Genomic DNA, 17,497 nt, shown 5'->3' with positions numbered 1-17,497 from the left:
CTTAATTACAATCAATGCCCACCGCAGCTATCAGCAGAAGAGAGAGAGGCTATCGTGACCCTTCGCACCTATCAGAACCACACGCCAACCCTGGGCGCCGGGGCTTTTGTCGATATTTCGGCGGTGGTGATCGGCGATGTCGAAATCGGCACCGACAGCTCGGTTTGGCCGCTCACGGTGATCCGTGGCGACATGCACCGCATCCGCATCGGTGCCCGCACCAGCGTGCAGGACGGCTGCGTGCTGCACATCACCCATGCCGGCCCGTTCAATCCGGACGGTTTCCCGCTGCTGATCGGCGACGACGTGACCATCGCCCACAAGGTCATGCTGCACGGCTGCACCGTCGGTAATCGCATTTTGATCGGCATGGGCAGCATCGTGATGGACGGCGCGGTGGTCGAGGATGACGTGATCATCGGCGCCGGCAGCCTGGTGCCACCGGGCAAGAAACTCGAGAGCGGCTTTTTGTACGTGGGCAGCCCGGTTAAACAAATCCGTCCGTTGACCGACAAGGAGCGTGCCTTTTTCACCTACAGCGCAGCGAACTACGTGAAGCTCAAAGACCTGCACCTGGCCGAAGGATTCAATCAATGACCCTGAACTACACCACCGTCCTGTTCGACCTGGACGGCACCCTCACCGACCCGCGTGAAGGCATCACCCGTTCGATCCAATACGCCCTCGGCAAGCTCGGCATCGACGAGCCGGACCTGACGAAGCTGGAACACTTCATCGGCCCGCCGCTGCTGCAAGCCTTCATGCAGTTCTACGGCTTCGATGAGGCCAAGGCGTGGGAGGCGGTGAATTTTTATCGCGAACGCTTCAAGGTCACCGGCCTGTATGAAAACCGTGTGTTCGAAGGCGTGATGCCGTTGCTGGAAGACCTGAGCAGCCAAGGCCGCCAGCTCTACGTGGCCACGTCCAAGCCCTGGGTGTTTGCCCGCGAAATCGCCCGGCATTTTGATTTCGCCAAGCATTTCAAGGTGATCTACGGCAGCGAGCTGGATGGCACGCGTACCAACAAGGTTGAGCTGATCGCGCACTTGATCCGCGAAGAAGGCCTGGACCCGGCCACCACCTTGATGATTGGTGACCGCAAGCACGACCTGATCGGCGCGCGCAGCAATGGCCTGGATTCAGCAGCGGTGGGGTATGGGTTTGGCAGCTTCGAGGAGTTGAGTGCCGAGGCGCCGACCTGGCATTTTGAGACGTTGGCGCAGATGCATCAGGCGTTTTTGCAGCGGCCTTGAGATTGCCATCGCCGGCAAGCCAGCTCCCACAGTTGACCGGGTTCCATATTTGAAATGGGGTCAACTGTGGGAGCCGGCTTGCCGGCGATGAGGCCCTAAAGACCACCCCCTTCCAACTGTTTCAACGCCGCCTTGCGCTGCGCCACCGGCAACCCACCCATCTTCTCCACCGCCGCAAAAAACCTCACCCAATCCCCATCCACCTGCCGAAACAACGCCGCAAACGCCGGCACCCACTGGTCATACAGCCCGAACGGCAACAGTCGCGCATTGTTCATCGGCTGGTTAATCCACACGTCATAGCGTTTATCCCCCGCCCACTGGCTGTCGCGCATCTGCCGGTAATCACGGCGCAAGCGCTCAAACTCTGCGGCTTTGGCCTGGCGCATCACATCGGCGGCCAACGGTTGGGCGTACAGCGTTTCCAGGCGCTTGCGAGTGTCGAGCACCAGCCGGATGAACTGGTCGCGTTGCTTCAATGCCGCGTCGCTGACCGGCGCCAGGCCGCGTGCAGCACGCCATTGGCGGGTGCCTTCCTGCTCAACGAAGTTGGCATAGGACTCGTTGAACTCGGTGTCGTCCTTCACATAAAAACGCTGGTGCGCCAATTCATGGAAGATCAGCGTGGCCAGGCGCTCATCGCCCCAGTTCATCATCGAACTCATGATCGGGTCGTTGAACCAACCCAAGGTCGAATAGGCTTCCACCCCGCCAATCGACACGTCCATGCCCCGTTGCCGCAACAACGCCGCTTCGCCACGCGCCGCGCCCTGGTTGTAATAACCGCGATAGGCCACGCAACCGGCAATCGGAAAGCAATGGGTTTCAGGTGAAAGGGAAAATTCCTGCGTGGCGAAGACATTCCAGACCACGTAAGGCCGGCCAATGTCGGCGTACAACCTGTAACTCTGGTTGTCGGGCAAGTGCAGGTGTTCGCTGGCAAAGGTGCGCGCTTTCTGCGATTGCACCAGGTGCTCACGCAAAACCTGGGGGCGGGAAGGGTCGGCGATCACCTCGGCAACCGGCTCACGCGCACGCAGCAACTGCCATTGGCCGCTGGCCAACTGGCTGTAATAGCTGACGCTGGAACAACCGCTGAGCAGCACCGCCAGCAACCCTGGAAGAAAACGCCTGACCATGCCCCGACTCCTGGGTTATTGATTCGCCAGACTATCCTGCCTGCACGGAATTTTTCCATGGCGTGGCGTGTTTATACTCATAGGGAGTCTGCTGCCATCTGCGCCAGGCTCAATTCTTTCCAACCGTTGAGTGCCTGCCATGCGCCAGCTCTTGCTTCCCCTCGCCGCCGTGTTCCTCACAGCGTGCGCAACCACGCCGATCCCGCCAGCGGACCCGCACCAGGCCTGGGTCGACTTCATCACCCCGACACCCGGTGCCAAGCTGGTAATGGCCCAGCGCCTGGACGGCAAGAACCTCAACGACGGGCGTTTCTTCCAGGTGCCACCGGGCAGCCATGAGCTGATGGTGCGCTTCGATTTCGAGGTAAATACCGGCACGGGCATCGGCGGGCTGGACCAGACGCGCGACCGCACCTGCTTCATGACCCTGCAGTACGACAATTTCCAGGCGGGGCAGCACTATCAGTTGGAAGGACGCTCGCTGGCGTTCACGCCCAACATCCGGCTGTATGACGCTGCTGGCAAGTTACTGGCCGAAGAACGCAGTGTGAACTGCCTCTGATCAGTCGTTGTTTTTCTGGTAGAGGATGCGCTTGGAGCCGTTTTCGCAAGAACCGACAATCATCGCACTGTCGTGATTCTTGGCTTCTTCGGCGGTGATGATTTCCAGGGTGTACGAAGGAATCGCCTTGGCCTGGATATTCGTTTCAATCTCTTTCCTGAGCTCTTCACAATCTTTTGGAGCGGCCACGGCCGACGTGGCCAGAACACCGCAGATGATCGCCAAGGCAAAACGTTTCATGTGTGAAGCTCCCTGAATGCACTGCGCACGGGTGTGCGCCTAGGCAGTAATGGCTATTCGACCACAGTTTATAAATGCGAGTTCTGATTTAACACAAACCAAATGTGGGAGCGGGCTTGCTCGCGAATGCGGTGTGTCAGTCAATAAATCTGTGACTGTTACACCGCATTCGCGAGCAAGCCCGCTCCCACAGGGGTTCTGTTGCGTTAGTTTACGAGAGTGGCATCCAGGCTGATTTTTGCATTCAGCACCTTGGAGACCGGGCAACCTTCCTTGGCCTTTTTGCTCAGTTCATCGAACTGCGTCTGGCTCGCGCCGGGGATCTTGGCCTTGAGGATCAGGTGCACAGCGGTAATGGCGAAGCCGCCGTCGACTTGATCCAGGGTGACTTCGGCCTGGGTGTCGATGCTGTCAGCCTTGAGGCCGGCATCACCCAGAATCATGGAAAAGGCCATGGAGAAGCAGCCGGCATGGGCCGCGCCAATCAATTCCTCAGGGTTGGTGCCCTTGCCGCCCTCGAAACGCGCCTTGAAGCCGTAGGGCGCTTCGCGCAATACGCCGGTTTCCGTAGAGATGGAGCCCAGGCCAGTCTTCAGGTCACCTTCCCAATGCGCGGATGCTTTTTTCACGATACTCATAGCGGTCTCCTCGAACGGTGGTTTTGCGTCAGTAAGGGTTCTGAGGATAGACGCCCCGCCAAAGTTCATCTTGTCGGAGAAACCTAGCAATGCAGTAGGAAATTTCCATCCTCGCTATTGAATCTCGGGTATATGCCCACATCTCATTAACCATGCACATGAAGCGGCAGGTTTTGGTTCGTCTATAAGCCTGCGCACCTAATGGAGAAGCAGGCTTATGAAATCGCTGTCCGACGTGAAGTTCTCGACCCTCGACCTCGTGCCCGTGCGCGCCAACGGCAGCCCGGCACAGTCGTTGCGCAACTCCCTGGACCTGGCCCAGCACGTGGAAAAGTTCGGCTACAACCGCTTCTGGGTGGCCGAGCACCACAACATGGACGGCATCGCCAGCTCGGCCACTTCGGTGTTGTTGGGCTACCTGGCGGGCGGTACGTCGACCATCCGCGTCGGCTCCGGTGGCGTGATGCTGCCCAACCACGCGCCGCTGGTGATTGCCGAGCAGTTCGGCACCCTTGAAAGCCTCTACCCCGGCCGTATCGACCTGGGCCTGGGCCGTGCGCCCGGCTCCGACCAGATGACCGCCCGCGCCCTGCGTCGTGAGCGTTCCGGCAGTGCTGACGATTTCCCTGAAGATGTCGCCGAACTGATGGCCTACCTGGGCCCGCGCACCCCCGACCAGCGGGTGATTGCGGTTCCCGGCACCGGGACCAACGTGCCGGTGTGGCTGCTGGGCTCCAGCCTGTTCAGCGCACAGCTGGCAGGTGAGCGAGGCTTGCCCTACGCCTTCGCCTCCCATTTCGCACCACGCCTGATGCACGAGGCGATCCGCGTCTACCGCAACCACTTCAAGCCTTCAGCCGTGCTGGACAAGCCCTACGTCATGCTTGGCATTCCGCTGGTGGCCGCCGACACCGATGAGCAGGCCGATTACCTGGCGACTTCCGTGTACCAGCGCATTCTCGCCCTGATGCGCGGGCAGAGCCTGGTGCAGCGCCCACCGGTGAAAACCATGGACGGCCTGTGGCTGCCCCATGAAAAAGACGCTGTGGGCAGCTTCCTGGGCCTAGCGATGGTGGGTAGCCCGGCGAAGATCCGCGCCAAGCTGGAAGTGCTGATCGAACAAACCGGCGCCGATGAGCTGATTTTCACCTGTGACCTGTACGAGCACGCCGACCGGATTCATTCCTACGAGTTGCTGGCGCAATTGATGAAGGGTTGACCCCCTCAGGCAAAAAAACGACGCACCTGTGGCGAGGGAGCTTGCTCCCGCTGGGCTGCGTAGCGGCCCCAAAAAATGGGAGCGCTACGCACTCCAGCGGGAGCAAGCTCCCTCGCCACAAGTGCGTCGAATTTATGTCTGCAACACGGGATTAACCGCGCTTGTAAGCAATTTCCTTGGTACCGGCTTCGCAGCTACCGACTACTTTGTAACCTTCGGCTGCAGCGCCCTTGTCCACTACTTCCAGCGAGTAATGCTTGGCGCCCTTGGCGTCGATTTTCGCAGCAATTTCGCTTTTCAGCTCTTCACATGGCTTGCCCGCCGCCAGGGCTGTGCCCGCAATGCTCAACAAACCTACCGCTAACAGGAACTTCTTCATCCGTTACTTTCCTTGCGCTGATCGAAAAGAGCGTGCCGGCGCGCGTCGCGTCGGCACCCTAAGGTTGTAGCGCAGGTTATGGCAATCGGCCAGTCGGCAAAGTTCAACCGATGCCATCAACTACTGGCAATTCGGAACCCCACCTTGAGCGTGACCTGAAAGTGCGCGGCCTTGCCGTCCTTGATGTGGCCGCGGGTTTCAGTCACCTCGAACCATTCCAGGTGCTTGATGCTCTTGTTGGCCTCGGCCAGGGCATTGTTGATCGCGTCTTCGATGCTGGAGGTGGACGAGCCCACCAGTTCGACTTTCTTGTAGGTGTGATGATCACTCATGGCAGTTCTCCTAAGGGTCGTTAAGCAAGCGTAGCAGTCAATGTTCTTACTGCTTCTGGCGACCGTTCCTGGGTGAAAGTTCAGATTTACTGCACTTTCTGAAACCGCCGCAGTCGGTATCTACACCTGCCACTCAATCACTTCAGGAGAGTCCACATGGCCAACACTTCTTTACGCAAAGCGTCGCTGGAAAGCATGGAAGCCGAGATTTCGAGCCTGCTCAAATCGCTGGAAAGCCTCAAGGACGATGCATCCGACGAGTCGCGCAAAACCTTGAAGGCCCTGAAAAGCAATGCCGAGAATGCCCTCAAGCATTCCCGCCACTTGATCAGCGATGCCTACGAAGAAAGCAAAGTCAAAATCCGCGAAACCGGTGTTGCCACCCGGGACTACGCACAAGAGCACCCGTGGACCACAGCCGGCGTCGCCGTCGGTGCATTGGGTCTGCTCGCCGCTTACCTGCTGTGCAAACGCGGCGATTAAACCGGTTCGCGCAGTAGCTCAGCCTTGAGCCACTGCGCCAGCTGCCCGGCGCGCCCATCTGCGGCACGCTTGGGTAGCCACAGCGCCAGGTGCGCCGGGGTTTCACTGAAGCCCCATGGCGCCACCAGGCGGCCTGCCCGCAGGTCCTCGGCCACCAGTGGCTGCGGGGCAATCGCCACGCCCAACCCTGCCACTGCCGCCTCCAGCAAATAATACAAATGTTCAAAGCCCTGGCCGTGTTTCAACGCGCCGGGTTCGATGCCGTGCTGCGTGGCCCAACTGGGCCAGGCCTGTGGACGTGAGGTGGTGTGCAACAGCTTTTCACCACATAAAGCTTCAGCCGGCGCCTCGCGCAAGCGTTCATAACCGGCAAAGCGCGGGCTCATCACCGGGCCGATGCGTTCACTGGCCAGTTCATACACCTGCATGTCCGCCGGCCATGGCGGCTCCGCGAACACCAACAGCGCGTCCAGGCCTGGGCGGCGCGGGTCCAGATCACCATCACCCGCCGACAAGTGCAAACGCAGGTCCGGCAAATCTGCATTCAAGCGGCCCAAACGCGGGATCAGCCAGCGCGCCAACAAACTGCCCGAACAACCGAGCACGAAAGGTGCGTCGGCGCTGGCCTGGGTCAGTTCCGCACACACGTCTCTGAGCCGCTCGAACGCATCGGTGGTGGCATCACGGAGACGTACGCCCGCATCTGTGAGTTTAAGGCCGCGCCCATCCTTGGCGAACAAGCTGATACCCAACTGTTCCTCCAGCACCTTCAACTGCCGGCTGACAGCACCGTGGGTCACATGCAATTGCTCTGCGGCCTGGCTGACGCTGTTCAATCGCGCAGTGGCTTCAAAGGCACGCAGGGCATTGAGAGGGGGAAGGTCTCGGCTCATCTGTGAGTTTTCCTGACAGGTTGCAGCGATCTTATCGGTTTTCAGCGCAGAAGGTCAGGGGTAGAGTGGCCCTCATTGCTTCCCACACCCATTCCTTCCTGGAGCGTCCCATGACTCAGTCCCAGACCGATCTACGCAACGGCCCAGACGCCAACGGCCTGTTTGGCGCGTTCGGCGGCCGCTACGTCGCTGAAACCCTGATGCCGTTGATCCTCGACCTGGCCCGCGAATACGAAGCGGCCAAGGAAGATCCAGCATTCAAAGAAGAACTGGCCTACTTCCAACGCGACTACGTGGGCCGTCCAAGCCCGCTGTATTTCGCTGAACGCCTGACCGAGTTCTGCGGCGGCGCCAAGATCTACCTCAAGCGCGAAGAGCTGAACCACACCGGCGCGCATAAGATCAACAACTGCATCGGCCAGATCCTGCTGGCGCGACGCATGGGCAAAAAACGCATCATCGCCGAAACCGGCGCCGGCATGCACGGTGTGGCCACCGCCACCGTGGCTGCGCGCTTCGGCCTGCAATGCGTGATCTACATGGGCACCACCGACATCGAGCGCCAGCAGGCCAACGTGTTCCGCATGAAGCTGCTGGGCGCCGAAGTGATCCCGGTGGTTGCCGGCACCGGCACCCTCAAGGACGCGATGAACGAAGCGTTGCGTGACTGGGTGACCAACGTCGACAGCACCTTCTACCTGATCGGCACCGTGGCCGGCCCGCACCCGTACCCGGCGATGGTCCGCGACTTCCAGGCCGTGATCGGCAAGGAAACCCGCGACCAGTTGCAAGCCCAGGAAGGCCGTCTGCCAGACAGCCTGGTGGCGTGCATCGGCGGCGGTTCCAACGCCATGGGCCTGTTCCACCCATTCCTGGATGACACCCGCGTTGAAATCATCGGCGTTGAAGCAGCCGGCCATGGCATCGAGACCGGCAAGCACGCCGCCAGCCTCAACGGCGGCGTACCGGGCGTGTTGCACGGCAACCGCACCTTCCTGCTGCAGGACGACGATGGCCAGATCATCGACGCCCACTCGATCTCTGCCGGCCTGGACTACCCCGGCATCGGCCCGGAACACGCCTGGTTGCATGACATCGGTCGCGTCCAGTACACCTCGGTGACCGACGACGAAGCCCTCGACGCCTTCCACAAATGCTGCCGCCTGGAAGGGATCATTCCTGCACTGGAAAGCGCCCACGCCCTGGCCGAAGTGTTCAAACGCGCACCGACCTTGCCGAAAGATCACCTGATGGTGGTCAACCTGTCCGGCCGTGGCGACAAAGACATGCAGACCGTCATGCACCACATGGAAACCTCTCAGCAGGAGAAACACTGATGAGCCGCCTGCACACCCGCTTCGCACAGCTTAAAGAACAGAACCGCGCCGCCCTGGTGACCTTCGTCACCGCTGGCGACCCGGGCTATGACACCTCGCTGGCCATCCTCAAAGGCCTGCCGTCCGCAGGTGCCGACGTGATCGAGCTGGGCATGCCCTTCACCGACCCGATGGCCGACGGCCCGGCGATCCAGCTGGCCAATATCCGTGCGCTGAACGCCAAGCAGAACCTGGTGAAAACCCTGCAGATGGTGCGTGAGTTCCGCAAGGACAACAACGACACGCCCCTGGTGCTGATGGGCTACTTCAACCCGATCCACAAGTACGGCGTGCCGCAGTTCATCGCCGACGCCAAAGAGGCCGGCGTTGATGGCCTGATCGTGGTCGACATGCCCCCAGAGCATAACGGCGAGCTGTGCGACCCGGCCCAGGCCGCTGGCATCGACTTTATCCGTCTGACCACGCCGACCACCGATGACGTGCGCTTGCCCACCGTGCTCAACGGCAGCTCCGGCTTTGTGTACTACGTGTCGGTGGCCGGTGTGACCGGTGCCGGCGCCGCGACCCTGGAACACGTCGAAGAGGCCGTGACCCGCCTGCGTCGGCATACCGACCTGCCGATCAGCATCGGTTTTGGTATTCGCACGCCGGAGCAAGCGGCAGCCATCGCGCGGTTGGCGGACGGTGTCGTGGTAGGTTCGGCATTAATCGACCACATCGCCACTGCGAAAAATGATCAGCAAGCGATTGATGGCGTATTGAGCTTGTGCGCGGCGCTGTCGGAAGGTGTCCGTAACGCCCGTAAGTAAACGCCGTGTAGCAGTAGGTAAAGTTCCTGATACAGAGGAATCAAACTGAAAACTCAGTACCTAAACTGACAAGACCAAGGGATTTCGAACCTCGTTCGAAATCCCTTTTTTGTTCGTGCAGTACTGAGGAAAGCCCCCATGAAAATGCCTAAACGCTTGATCGCCGGTCTCGGCGTGCTGATGCTGGGTGCCACTGCCCTGGCACACGCGGCGCCCTACGATCAGGGCGGCCCCGACCGTGGCGGCCCGCAAGGCCAGCACGAGCAGCGCGGCGATGACCATCGCGGCCCGCCAGACAACCGCCGTGGCCCACCGCAGGATTTCGGCCCGGTACGCCAGATCATCCACGACAACCACGGCCAGTTCGCCCGTGGCGCACCGCCGCCCCCAAACGTACGCCTGGTGCGTGGCCAGCCGCTGCCACGCGGCTATTATGGCGAGCGCCTGGACAACCGAGCGCTGGGCCGCCTGCCGCAGTACCCAGGCTACGAATGGCGCCGTTCCGGGCCTGACGTGGTGTTGATCGCCGTGGGCACGGGGATCGTCTACGAAATCCTCGACGGCGTCCTGAACTAAGCCCTCTGCATCTGTATTTCTTCCGCTAGGCTTGAAGGGTGAACGTATGTTCACCCTTCAAGCCACTTCATGCCTATTGCCTTCTAACACCTCTGCAAGCCACGCATTCCTTGCCTCGAGGTTGTTAAGTTAGTCGCATCAGAAGTCATCCTTGGCTCTTTGGAGTACATCATGGCATTTGATCTCGTCACCCCGTCGGACCGTCGTCATTCAACCCTGCAAAAAGGCTTCAACCTTCGCTGGCCCCTGGGTAATGTCCAAGGCCAGTCCTCGCCCAACGGCGCCAACCTGATTTACCTGTGCTATAGCACCCAAGACATTATCGATGCCGCCGCCCAGGCGCTGGCAGTGCCCGATGGCCGTATCACCGTGCGCAGCGGCGGTCATTGCTACGAAGGTTTCGTCGCCAACAAAATGCCCGGCAATCCCAATGAAGTGTTGTCGATCCTCGATATCAGCCAACTCAACCAAGTGGTCTACGACCCCAAAGGGCAGATCGCTTCGGAACTGGTCCCCACTTCGCCACATCGCTACGGATTCCGCTTGGAGGCTGGCGGCCAGAACTGGGATGCCTACGTGGCACTGTACAAATTAGCCAACAAGAGCCTGCCAGGCGGCTCATGTTACTCCGTCGGGCTGGGCGGCCATATTTGCGGCGGTGGCTATGGATTGCTGTCGCGCAAGGATGGCTTGGTATGTGACTGGTTGAGTGGCGTCGATATGCTGGTGCCCAATGCTCAAGGCAATGGCCTTGCACCTGTACACGTCTCCCGCAACAGCACCGATCAGGACGAGCGGGACCTGTTTGCCGCGTGTTGCGGGGCAGGCGGCGGACAGTTCGGGATTATCACCAGCTATTACTTCGAAGCGTTGCCCGAAGCCCCCAAGGAAGTGCTGTGGTTGGTGTTGGAGTGGGACTGGTCGCTGCTGACCAAGCCGGCACTCGACAAGTTGCTGACGGCCTATCAGGACTGGTTTTCTCGCAATCAAGCCAACCCCGACACGTGGGGCTTGGCGACCAAGCTGGAAATGCGGCATCAGAACACCGGCAACGTCACGATGGATGTTCATTACGTGGATAAGAACGGTGAGGTGAACGACCGGGCCCCATTCGAGGACTTTGTCAGCTCAATGCTCAATGCCATCGGTATTCCTGCCACCGAATGCCTGAGCCCTTTCCCAACGACCCACCTGCCACGCAGCAACCCGACCGGGCGCACGATCAACTCCGTGGAGTCTGCACTAGCAGCGACGCGCCAGATGGATTGGCTGCATTGCCAACAGACGCTCAACGGTTCCGGCCCGAACCAGCGTGGCCGATATAAGTCGGCTTACCAGACAGGTATTTTCACACCAACGGTACTGCAGGCGATCTGGGACACACTGACCTGGAATGACCCAGGTAAACAACTGACTCAGAGCCTGATCCAGATCCAGTCATTTGGCGGGCAGATCAATGAGGCCAGCGCCGCAGTACGCCGGGAGTCATCGGTGGCGCAGCGCTCGTCGTATCTTAAGTGGCAGCCGCAATGCTACTGGCGTGATGAAAGCACCGCATCAGATCAGGCACACGCACAGTGGATTCAAGGCTTGTTCTTCGCCGCCTTCGCCAATGACTCTGGTGTTCCCATCAATGCCCAATTCCAGGGGTGCTATATCAATTACCCCGACCGCGACATGCTGTTTATCGACGGTGACCCCAACAAGGGACCGAACCCGCAGTGGTACAAGGTTTTCTTCCCCGACCTCATTATCGAAAGCCGTCTGCGGCGCACCAAGCAACGTTGGGACCCATTGAATGTGTTCCGTAACGAGATGTCGGTGCCGTAATCCAGAATGAAAAGGGCGACCTCAAGGTCGCCCGATTCCTACAACTCGATCCGCTCGACTTTACCGACCAGCAACACGTAAGAGAGCGCGCCGAGCAATGCCAACACGGCAATGTAGGTAATCGCCGGCGCAAACGAGTCGCCGCTGGCCAAAAAGCCAATCACGATGGGCGTGGCGATCGCCGACAAATTGCCGATGAAATTGAACACGCCCCCCGTCAGCCCCAATAACCGCGCCGGCGCCAAGGTCGAGACGAGCGACCAGGTGATCGACGCCAGGCCATTACCAAAGAACGCCACGGCCAGGAACGCAATCACCCAGGCCGTCGAATCCACATAGTTGGCGCCGATGATCGCCGTAGAGATCAGCAACCCGCCGATGATCGGCAGCTTGCGCGCAAACCCCACCGACGCGCCGCGACGGATCAGCCAGTCGGAAAAGATCCCGGAACACAGCACGCCGACAAACGCAGCAAGGAACGGCAGCGATGCCAGCAAGCCGGACTTGATGAAGTCCATGCCGCGATATTTCACCAGGTAGGTCGGAAACCACGTCAGGAAAAACCATAGCGTGGAGTTCAGGCAGAACTGCCCGAGATAGATGCCCCAAAGCTTGCGCTTGCTCAGCACGATCCCCAGGTCGACCCAACTGAACGGCGCCTTGGCGGTTTTTTCCTGCATGTCCACCAGGCCGCCACCTTCACGAATCAGCTGGATTTCCGCGCTATTGGCACCCTTGAAATCCTTTGGCTCGCGGTACACCGCGTACCAGATGACCGCCCACAAGATGCCGACACCACCGGTAACAACAAACACCATGTGCCAGCCAAACGCGTGTTGCAGCCACGCCAGCACCGGCGTGAGAAACGCCAGCCCGACAAACTGCCCGGAGGTGTAGACGCCAATCGCCGTGGCACGCTCACGCTCGGGAAACCAGGTGGTGACCACTCGGCTGTTGATCGGATACGCCGGCGCTTCCAACGCGCCCACCGCCATGCGCAGCACGAACAGGGCGATAAAGCTGGCGGCAAAGCCGAGCATGACGGTCGCGATAGACCACAGCAGCAAAGCCGCCGTGTAGAGAATGCGTGGCGGCACGCGGTCCACCAGCCAGCCGCCCGGGATCTGCATGGCGGCGTAGGTCCAGCCGAACGCGGAGAAGATCAGCCCGACATGCACCGGGTCGATGCCCAGCTCGCTGGTCAGCGCCGGGGCGGCAATCGACAGGTTACTGCGGTCGAGGTAGTTGATCACCACGGTGATAAACAGCAGCACCATGATGAAGTAGCGCTTTCTCGTAGGCGTGACTAAAGAAGCCTGCCCGGTGAAGGATTCAGGGTGCATGGGGGTTGCCTCTTTTTATGTTTATTGAGGACGGATATTGGCTGACAGAACACGCCCGACTGTAGGAGCTGGCTTGCCAGCGATGGCGGTGGATCAGTGCCAGAGGTGCAAGCTGACCCGGCGCTATCGCTGGCAAGCCAGCTCCTACAGTGGATTCGGTTTCGTCAGGGGAAGGGTTATCACCACTCGGCAAAACTGCCATCGGCGTGGCGCCAGATCGGGTTGCGCCAGCGGTGGCCGATGGCCGCGCGTTCGATCACGTATTCCTCGTTGATCTCGATGCCCAGGCCCGGCCCGTTGGGGATCTTCACGAAGCCCTGGTCATAGTCGAACACGCCGGGGTCGCGCACGTAGTCGAGCAGGTCGTTGCTCTCGTTGTAGTGAATGCCCAGGCTTTGCTCTTGGATGAACGCGTTGTAGCAAGCCGCGTCCAGTTGCAGGCACGCGGCCAGGGCAATCGGGCCCAGCGGGCAGTGCAGGGCCAGGGCCACGTCGTAGGCTTCAGCCATGTTGGCGATCTTGCGGGTTTCGGTGATGCCGCCTGCGTGGGACGCATCCGGCTGGATGATGTCGACGTAGCCTTCGCTGAGTACACGCTTGAAGTCCCAACGCGAGAACAGGCGCTCGCCCAGGGCAATCGGCGTGCTGGTCAGCGGCGCCAGCTCCTTGAGCGCCTCGTAGTTCTCGCTGAGCACCGGCTCTTCGATGAACATCAGCTTGTACGGGTCGAGCTCCTTCATCAGTACCTTGGCCATGGGCTTGTGCACCCGGCCATGGAAGTCCACGCCTATGCCGACGTTCGGGCCAACCGCGTCACGCACAGCGGCGACGTTGGCCAGGGCCAGGTCGACTTTTTCGAAGCTGTCGACGAATTGCAGTTCTTCGGTGCCGTTCATTTTCACCGCAGTAAAACCACGGGCCACGGCCTCCTTGGCAGCGCGGGCAGTGTCGGCCGGGCGATCGCCGCCGATCCAGGAATACACGCGGATCTTGTCACGCACCTGCCCGCCGAGCAGGTCGCTGACGGACACGCCGAGGGCCTTGCCCTTGATGTCCCACAGCGCCTGGTCGATACCGGCCAGGGCACTCATGTGCACGGCGCCGCCGCGATAGAAACCGCCGCGATAGAGCACCGTCCAGATGTCTTCGATATTGCGGGGGTCTTTGCCGATCAGGTAGTCGGACAGTTCTTCGACGGCAGCGGCGACGGTGTGAGCGCGGCCTTCGACCACGGGTTCACCCCAGCCGGTCACGCCCTGGTCGGTTTCAACTTTCAGGAAGCACCAACGCGGCGGGACGATAAAGGTCGTGAGTTTGGTGATTTTCATCTGTTATCTCTCTTGTAGATGCGGCGCCTGCAGGCGCAAGACTTGAAATCAGCTCAGGGCTTTCCAGGCGGCGACATAGGCCTGGGCACGGCTGGCTACCTGTTCCACGGTCATACCCGGCTTGAACAACCCGGAACCCAGCCCGAACCCTTTGGCGCCGGCGTCGATGAACACCTGCATATTGTCCGGGGTGATGCCGCCCACCGGCAGCAGCAAGGTGCCGGCTGGCAATACAGCCAACCATGCCTTGATCACCGCCGGGCCCATTTGCTCGGCAGGGAACAGCTTCAACACGTCGGCGCCTTCGGCCAGTGCGGCGAAGGCTTCGGTGGGCGTGGCCACGCCTGGCGACAGAAACAGGCCAGCGGCTTTGGCGGCACGCAACACCTTGGCATCGCTGTGGGGCATGACGATCACCTGGCCACCGGCCGCCTTCACGTGCTCAACCTGCTCTGGCGTCAACACCGTGCCCGCACCGATCAGGCAATCGGCGGGCAGGCTGTCACGCAGGGTGCGGATGCTGGTGTAAGGGTCGGGCGAATTGAGCGGGACTTCGATCACGCGAAAACCGGCCTGGTACAGCACGTGGCCGATGGCCTCGGCTTCGTCCGGGCGAATGCCACGCAGGATGGCGATCAAACCGTTTTGCGCGAGTGCTTGCTTGAGCATGTCAGGCCTCCGATACAGGTTGAGTGAGCCCGGCGGCCACGGCCAGTTGCCACAGGCCGCGCTCGGTGGCCTCCTGCGCCAGGCTGACATGGGCGAAGCCGAAGAGGGCGAGGGCGCGTTGATAACGGGCACAGAGCGGGGCGGCGCCGACCAGGATGATCGGCTGGTGTTTGGCGCTGTCGGGCAGGCCGGCAAGTTCATGACCGATGAGCAAGCCGGACAGGTAATCGGGCTGCTGGTCTGGGGCAAGTTCACCGGTGAGCCCAAGGGTGCGGGCGCTGAACAGGGTGGATAGCACGCCGCGCTGGCCATCGTTGGAAAGCGCCACCTGCACGCCGCGATCAAAGGCTTGGGCCTGGAAGTGTTCGCACGGTTGCTGGGTGCGCCCCAGGATGCTGTGCCTGCTCAACACCGCAAACACCTCGCCGGTCATGAAGGTATCGAAGTGTGTGATGCGACCTTCGACCACCTCGACCCATTTGGAATGGCTGCCAGGCAGGCCGATCAACGCGTCGGCACCCAACCCTTGGAGCACGCCCAGCACCTGGGTTTCTTCGCCGCGCATCACATTGGGCAAGCCGACCTGCTCGATCACGCCAGGCACGATATGCACGTCCACACCGCGCAGGCTGCGCACCTGGTGCAACGCCTGGCCGAGGCTGGCGACATCGACAGGGGTGGTGCGATAGGCCGCTTCGCTCCAGCCCTGGGCGCTGCCGACCATGCCGCAGGCGATCACGGGCAACCCGGGTTCGGCGTCAAGCCAGTCGCCACACGCGGCATCGAACGCCAACTCGAAGCCATTGCTGCAACGCACACCGGCAATGTCCCGGGGCTCATCAGGCAAATGCATGATGCCCCACGCCAGCGAGCGCTGTTCCAGCACCACACCTGCGCAGCCGAGTTTATAAGCACGAAGGGAACTGGTCCCCCAATCGAGCGCGATCAATTGCGCCTGCATCGCTTCACCTGAGTTTTGAGCGGATGCAGCGAATATAAACCTACGCGGACGCAAGTCTCAATATATAAATATCAATCCCATATTTAGGGATGGCATTTAAGAAAAGGCTGACAGGTTCAGCTCCCGCATTGCCCCCATCCAGACGGCATAGTCGGTGTGATCCTTCAGGTCATCACCGGTTTCAGGGTGCAGAAACACCACCAGGCCATTGCGATGGATCACCAACCACGGCAGCACAACACCGATGTATTCAGGGTCGAACGCCAATTGGCAGCTCCAATCCGGGTGCGGCCCCACCGGGCGTTCGTGCACGCGGCCCATGCGCAGCGGAAAAAGTTTGGCGGCGTCTTCGCACAGGGTGCGCGCCTGTTCGAGGGTGCTGGCGTCGAAGTAGATATGGGCGTGATAGCCCTTGATACGTTGCATGACGGACTCCGGATCCACTATGCGCCAGATGCTAGACCGCAATGGACGGCAGGGCCAGCCCAGTCAACGACTGCGCGCTGCTGGCTTGCTCGGCCACCAGCCAGTCGACAAAGCGCTCGACCAACTGCCCTCGGCGTTTGCGTTGAGGCTGCACGACGTAATAGCCGAAGCGCGAGATTACGGTGTCGCTGACCGGCCGGCACAACCAACCCTGCTCCAGCAGGTTATCCACCAAGTGGCGCCAGCCAATGGCCACGCCCTGGCCGGCAATCGCCGCCTGGATCAGCAAGGTGTAGTTGTCGAAACGCAGTTGGCCCGGAGTGGGCGCGGCGCTGATGCCCAGCTCACGAAACACGCCGGCCCAATCGAACCACTGGCTGTTGTTTTCCTGGCGCAGGTGCAGCAGGGGAAAATCGTGCAAATTTTGCACAGTCAGCGCGGAGGTCTGTTCCTTGAGCCATTGCGGGCTGCACACCGGGAACACTTCCTCATTGAACAGCCACAGGCTGTCGCCTTGTTTGAAACGGCCGTCGCCAAACAGAACGGCCACGTCGATATCGCTGCGCAAGGTGGCGTGGTTGCGCTCGCTCGTCACCAGGCTCACATCCACCTGCGGGTTGGCCTTATGGAAGCGATGCAGGCGCGGCATCAGCCAATAGGCGGCGAAGGCGAAGTCGGTGGCGACTTGCAGCACTTCATGCTGATCCTGCTGAGTGATGAGGCTCAGGCCCTGGTTGATCCCCTGCAAACCGCCTTGCACATGCTCGAACAGCAACGCGCCGGCGTCGGTCAGTTCGATGCCGCGATAGATGCGATCAAACAGGCGGATCGCCAACTGTTCTTCCAGGCGCTTGATCTGCTGGCTGATGGCCGGCTGGGTGGTGCCCAGCTCCATTGCCGCCGCCGTAAAGCTGCGGTGACGCGCCGCCGCTTCGAACGCGCGCAGCAAATCAAGGGATAAATCGCCGAGGGCTTCATACATAAGCTGTGCTTATCCTAGACATTGCTTTTCATGGGCTTTACCCCACTTTTCATGGGCTGCATGCTCATTGGCATAAACACTGCCTATGGAATGCCGAT

General features: G+C 60.6%; 21 protein-coding genes. 9 read left to right on the top strand and 12 right to left on the bottom strand.

Going from position 1 to position 17,497, the window contains the following annotated elements; all coding sequences use genetic code 11:
- Positions 1-54 precede the first annotated feature (54 nt).
- Together ACVWVP_RS03310 and ACVWVP_RS03305 are read left to right on the top strand one after the other, a co-directional pair.
- Positions 55-597, top strand: a complete 543-nt coding sequence (locus ACVWVP_RS03310; RefSeq protein WP_178923954.1) for a gamma carbonic anhydrase family protein — start codon at positions 55-57, stop codon at positions 595-597.
- On the top strand, positions 594-1,253 hold the full coding sequence (locus tag ACVWVP_RS03305) for an HAD family hydrolase (RefSeq protein ID WP_178923956.1): 660 nt from the start codon (positions 594-596) through the stop codon (positions 1,251-1,253). Before ACVWVP_RS03310 ends, ACVWVP_RS03305 begins: the two co-directional genes overlap by 4 nt.
- A gap of 95 nt (positions 1,254-1,348) precedes the next feature.
- Here the strand turns inward: ACVWVP_RS03305 and ACVWVP_RS03300 are convergent, their stop codons facing one another.
- On the bottom strand, positions 1,349-2,392 hold the full coding sequence (locus ACVWVP_RS03300; protein WP_457404466.1) for an aminopeptidase: 1,044 nt from the start codon (positions 2,390-2,392) through the stop codon (positions 1,349-1,351).
- A 139-nt stretch (positions 2,393-2,531) separates the two neighbouring features.
- Between ACVWVP_RS03300 and ACVWVP_RS03295 the strand changes: the two genes are divergently transcribed.
- Positions 2,532-2,954, top strand: coding sequence for a PA0061/PA0062 family lipoprotein (locus ACVWVP_RS03295; protein ID WP_178923960.1), 423 nt, complete (start codon positions 2,532-2,534; stop codon positions 2,952-2,954).
- Here the strand turns inward: ACVWVP_RS03295 and ACVWVP_RS03290 are convergent, their stop codons facing one another.
- Both ACVWVP_RS03290 and ACVWVP_RS03285 read right to left on the bottom strand, forming a co-directional pair.
- Positions 2,955-3,194, bottom strand: a complete 240-nt coding sequence (locus ACVWVP_RS03290) for a DUF1161 domain-containing protein (RefSeq protein ID WP_178923962.1) — start codon at positions 3,192-3,194, stop codon at positions 2,955-2,957.
- A 206-nt stretch (positions 3,195-3,400) separates the two neighbouring features.
- Positions 3,401-3,832 (bottom strand): OsmC family protein, encoded by a 432-nt coding sequence (locus tag ACVWVP_RS03285; RefSeq protein WP_457404465.1) that lies wholly within the window; start codon positions 3,830-3,832, stop codon positions 3,401-3,403.
- Positions 3,833-4,049: 217 nt separating this feature from the next.
- Here ACVWVP_RS03285 and ACVWVP_RS03280 point away from each other — a divergent pair, with 217 nt between their 5' ends.
- Positions 4,050-5,051: an LLM class flavin-dependent oxidoreductase gene (locus ACVWVP_RS03280; protein WP_021491416.1), complete on the top strand. Its 1,002-nt coding sequence runs from the start codon at positions 4,050-4,052 to the stop codon at positions 5,049-5,051.
- Between the two features lie 151 nt (positions 5,052-5,202).
- Here ACVWVP_RS03280 and ACVWVP_RS03275 read toward each other — a convergent pair whose 3' ends face one another.
- Together ACVWVP_RS03275 and ACVWVP_RS03270 are read right to left on the bottom strand one after the other, a co-directional pair.
- Entirely contained in the window at positions 5,203-5,430 is a 228-nt protein-coding gene (locus ACVWVP_RS03275; RefSeq protein ID WP_457404464.1) for a DUF1161 domain-containing protein, read from the bottom strand.
- Positions 5,431-5,546: 116 nt separating this feature from the next.
- Positions 5,547-5,762: a dodecin gene (locus ACVWVP_RS03270; protein ID WP_007953919.1), complete on the bottom strand. Its 216-nt coding sequence runs from the start codon at positions 5,760-5,762 to the stop codon at positions 5,547-5,549.
- Between the two features lie 156 nt (positions 5,763-5,918).
- Between ACVWVP_RS03270 and ACVWVP_RS03265 the strand changes: the two genes are divergently transcribed.
- Complete coding sequence (locus ACVWVP_RS03265; protein ID WP_003170746.1) at positions 5,919-6,245, top strand: DUF883 family protein; 327 nt, start codon at positions 5,919-5,921, stop codon at positions 6,243-6,245.
- Here ACVWVP_RS03265 and ACVWVP_RS03260 read toward each other — a convergent pair.
- On the bottom strand, positions 6,242-7,138 hold the full coding sequence (locus tag ACVWVP_RS03260) for a LysR family transcriptional regulator (RefSeq protein WP_259172470.1): 897 nt from the start codon (positions 7,136-7,138) through the stop codon (positions 6,242-6,244). The genes ACVWVP_RS03265 and ACVWVP_RS03260 overlap by 4 nt on opposite strands.
- Before the next feature lie 110 nt (positions 7,139-7,248).
- On the opposite strand from ACVWVP_RS03260, the gene trpB reads away from it, so the two are divergent.
- The 4 genes from trpB to ACVWVP_RS03240 all read left to right on the top strand — a co-directional run bounded on the left by trpB (position 7,249) and on the right by ACVWVP_RS03240 (position 11,690).
- On the top strand, positions 7,249-8,475 hold the full coding sequence (gene trpB / locus ACVWVP_RS03255; protein ID WP_178923968.1) for a tryptophan synthase subunit beta: 1,227 nt from the start codon (positions 7,249-7,251) through the stop codon (positions 8,473-8,475).
- Entirely contained in the window at positions 8,475-9,284 is an 810-nt protein-coding gene (trpA, locus tag ACVWVP_RS03250) for a tryptophan synthase subunit alpha (RefSeq protein ID WP_178923970.1), read from the top strand. The genes trpB and trpA overlap by 1 nt, the downstream gene beginning before the upstream one ends.
- A gap of 138 nt (positions 9,285-9,422) precedes the next feature.
- Positions 9,423-9,860 (top strand): anti-virulence regulator CigR family protein, encoded by a 438-nt coding sequence (locus ACVWVP_RS03245; RefSeq protein ID WP_178923972.1) that lies wholly within the window; start codon positions 9,423-9,425, stop codon positions 9,858-9,860.
- Positions 9,861-10,031: 171 nt separating this feature from the next.
- Complete coding sequence (locus ACVWVP_RS03240) at positions 10,032-11,690, top strand: BBE domain-containing protein (RefSeq protein ID WP_178923974.1); 1,659 nt, start codon at positions 10,032-10,034, stop codon at positions 11,688-11,690.
- Positions 11,691-11,728: 38 nt separating this feature from the next.
- Here the strand turns inward: ACVWVP_RS03240 and ACVWVP_RS03235 are convergent, their stop codons facing one another.
- From ACVWVP_RS03235 to ACVWVP_RS03210, 6 genes are all read right to left on the bottom strand, one after another.
- Positions 11,729-13,033 carry an MFS transporter gene (locus ACVWVP_RS03235; RefSeq protein ID WP_178923976.1) on the bottom strand — a complete coding sequence of 435 codons (1,305 nt, stop codon included), beginning with the start codon at positions 13,031-13,033 and terminating at the stop codon, positions 11,729-11,731.
- 179 nt (positions 13,034-13,212) lie between these two features.
- Complete coding sequence (gene dgoD, locus ACVWVP_RS03230) at positions 13,213-14,361, bottom strand: galactonate dehydratase (protein WP_178923977.1); 1,149 nt, start codon at positions 14,359-14,361, stop codon at positions 13,213-13,215.
- Between the two features lie 48 nt (positions 14,362-14,409).
- The gene (locus tag ACVWVP_RS03225; RefSeq protein ID WP_259172467.1) at positions 14,410-15,030 is read right to left on the bottom strand and encodes a 2-dehydro-3-deoxy-6-phosphogalactonate aldolase; all 621 of its coding nucleotides are present in this window, start codon (positions 15,028-15,030) and stop codon (positions 14,410-14,412) included.
- Between the two features lies 1 nt (position 15,031).
- Complete coding sequence (locus tag ACVWVP_RS03220; protein ID WP_457404463.1) at positions 15,032-15,991, bottom strand: 2-dehydro-3-deoxygalactonokinase; 960 nt, start codon at positions 15,989-15,991, stop codon at positions 15,032-15,034.
- Positions 15,992-16,087: 96 nt separating this feature from the next.
- Positions 16,088-16,417, bottom strand: coding sequence for a DOPA 4,5-dioxygenase family protein (locus ACVWVP_RS03215; protein WP_178923983.1), 330 nt, complete (start codon positions 16,415-16,417; stop codon positions 16,088-16,090).
- Between the two features lie 31 nt (positions 16,418-16,448).
- Positions 16,449-17,399: a choline sulfate utilization transcriptional regulator gene (locus ACVWVP_RS03210; RefSeq protein ID WP_178923985.1), complete on the bottom strand. Its 951-nt coding sequence runs from the start codon at positions 17,397-17,399 to the stop codon at positions 16,449-16,451.
- Between the last annotated feature and the right edge of the window lie 98 nt (positions 17,400-17,497).

Source organism: Pseudomonas sp. TE24901 (genome assembly GCF_054058375.1).
Note: the sequence above shows the minus strand (reverse complement) of the source record. Positions and strands in the feature narration are given on the sequence as shown.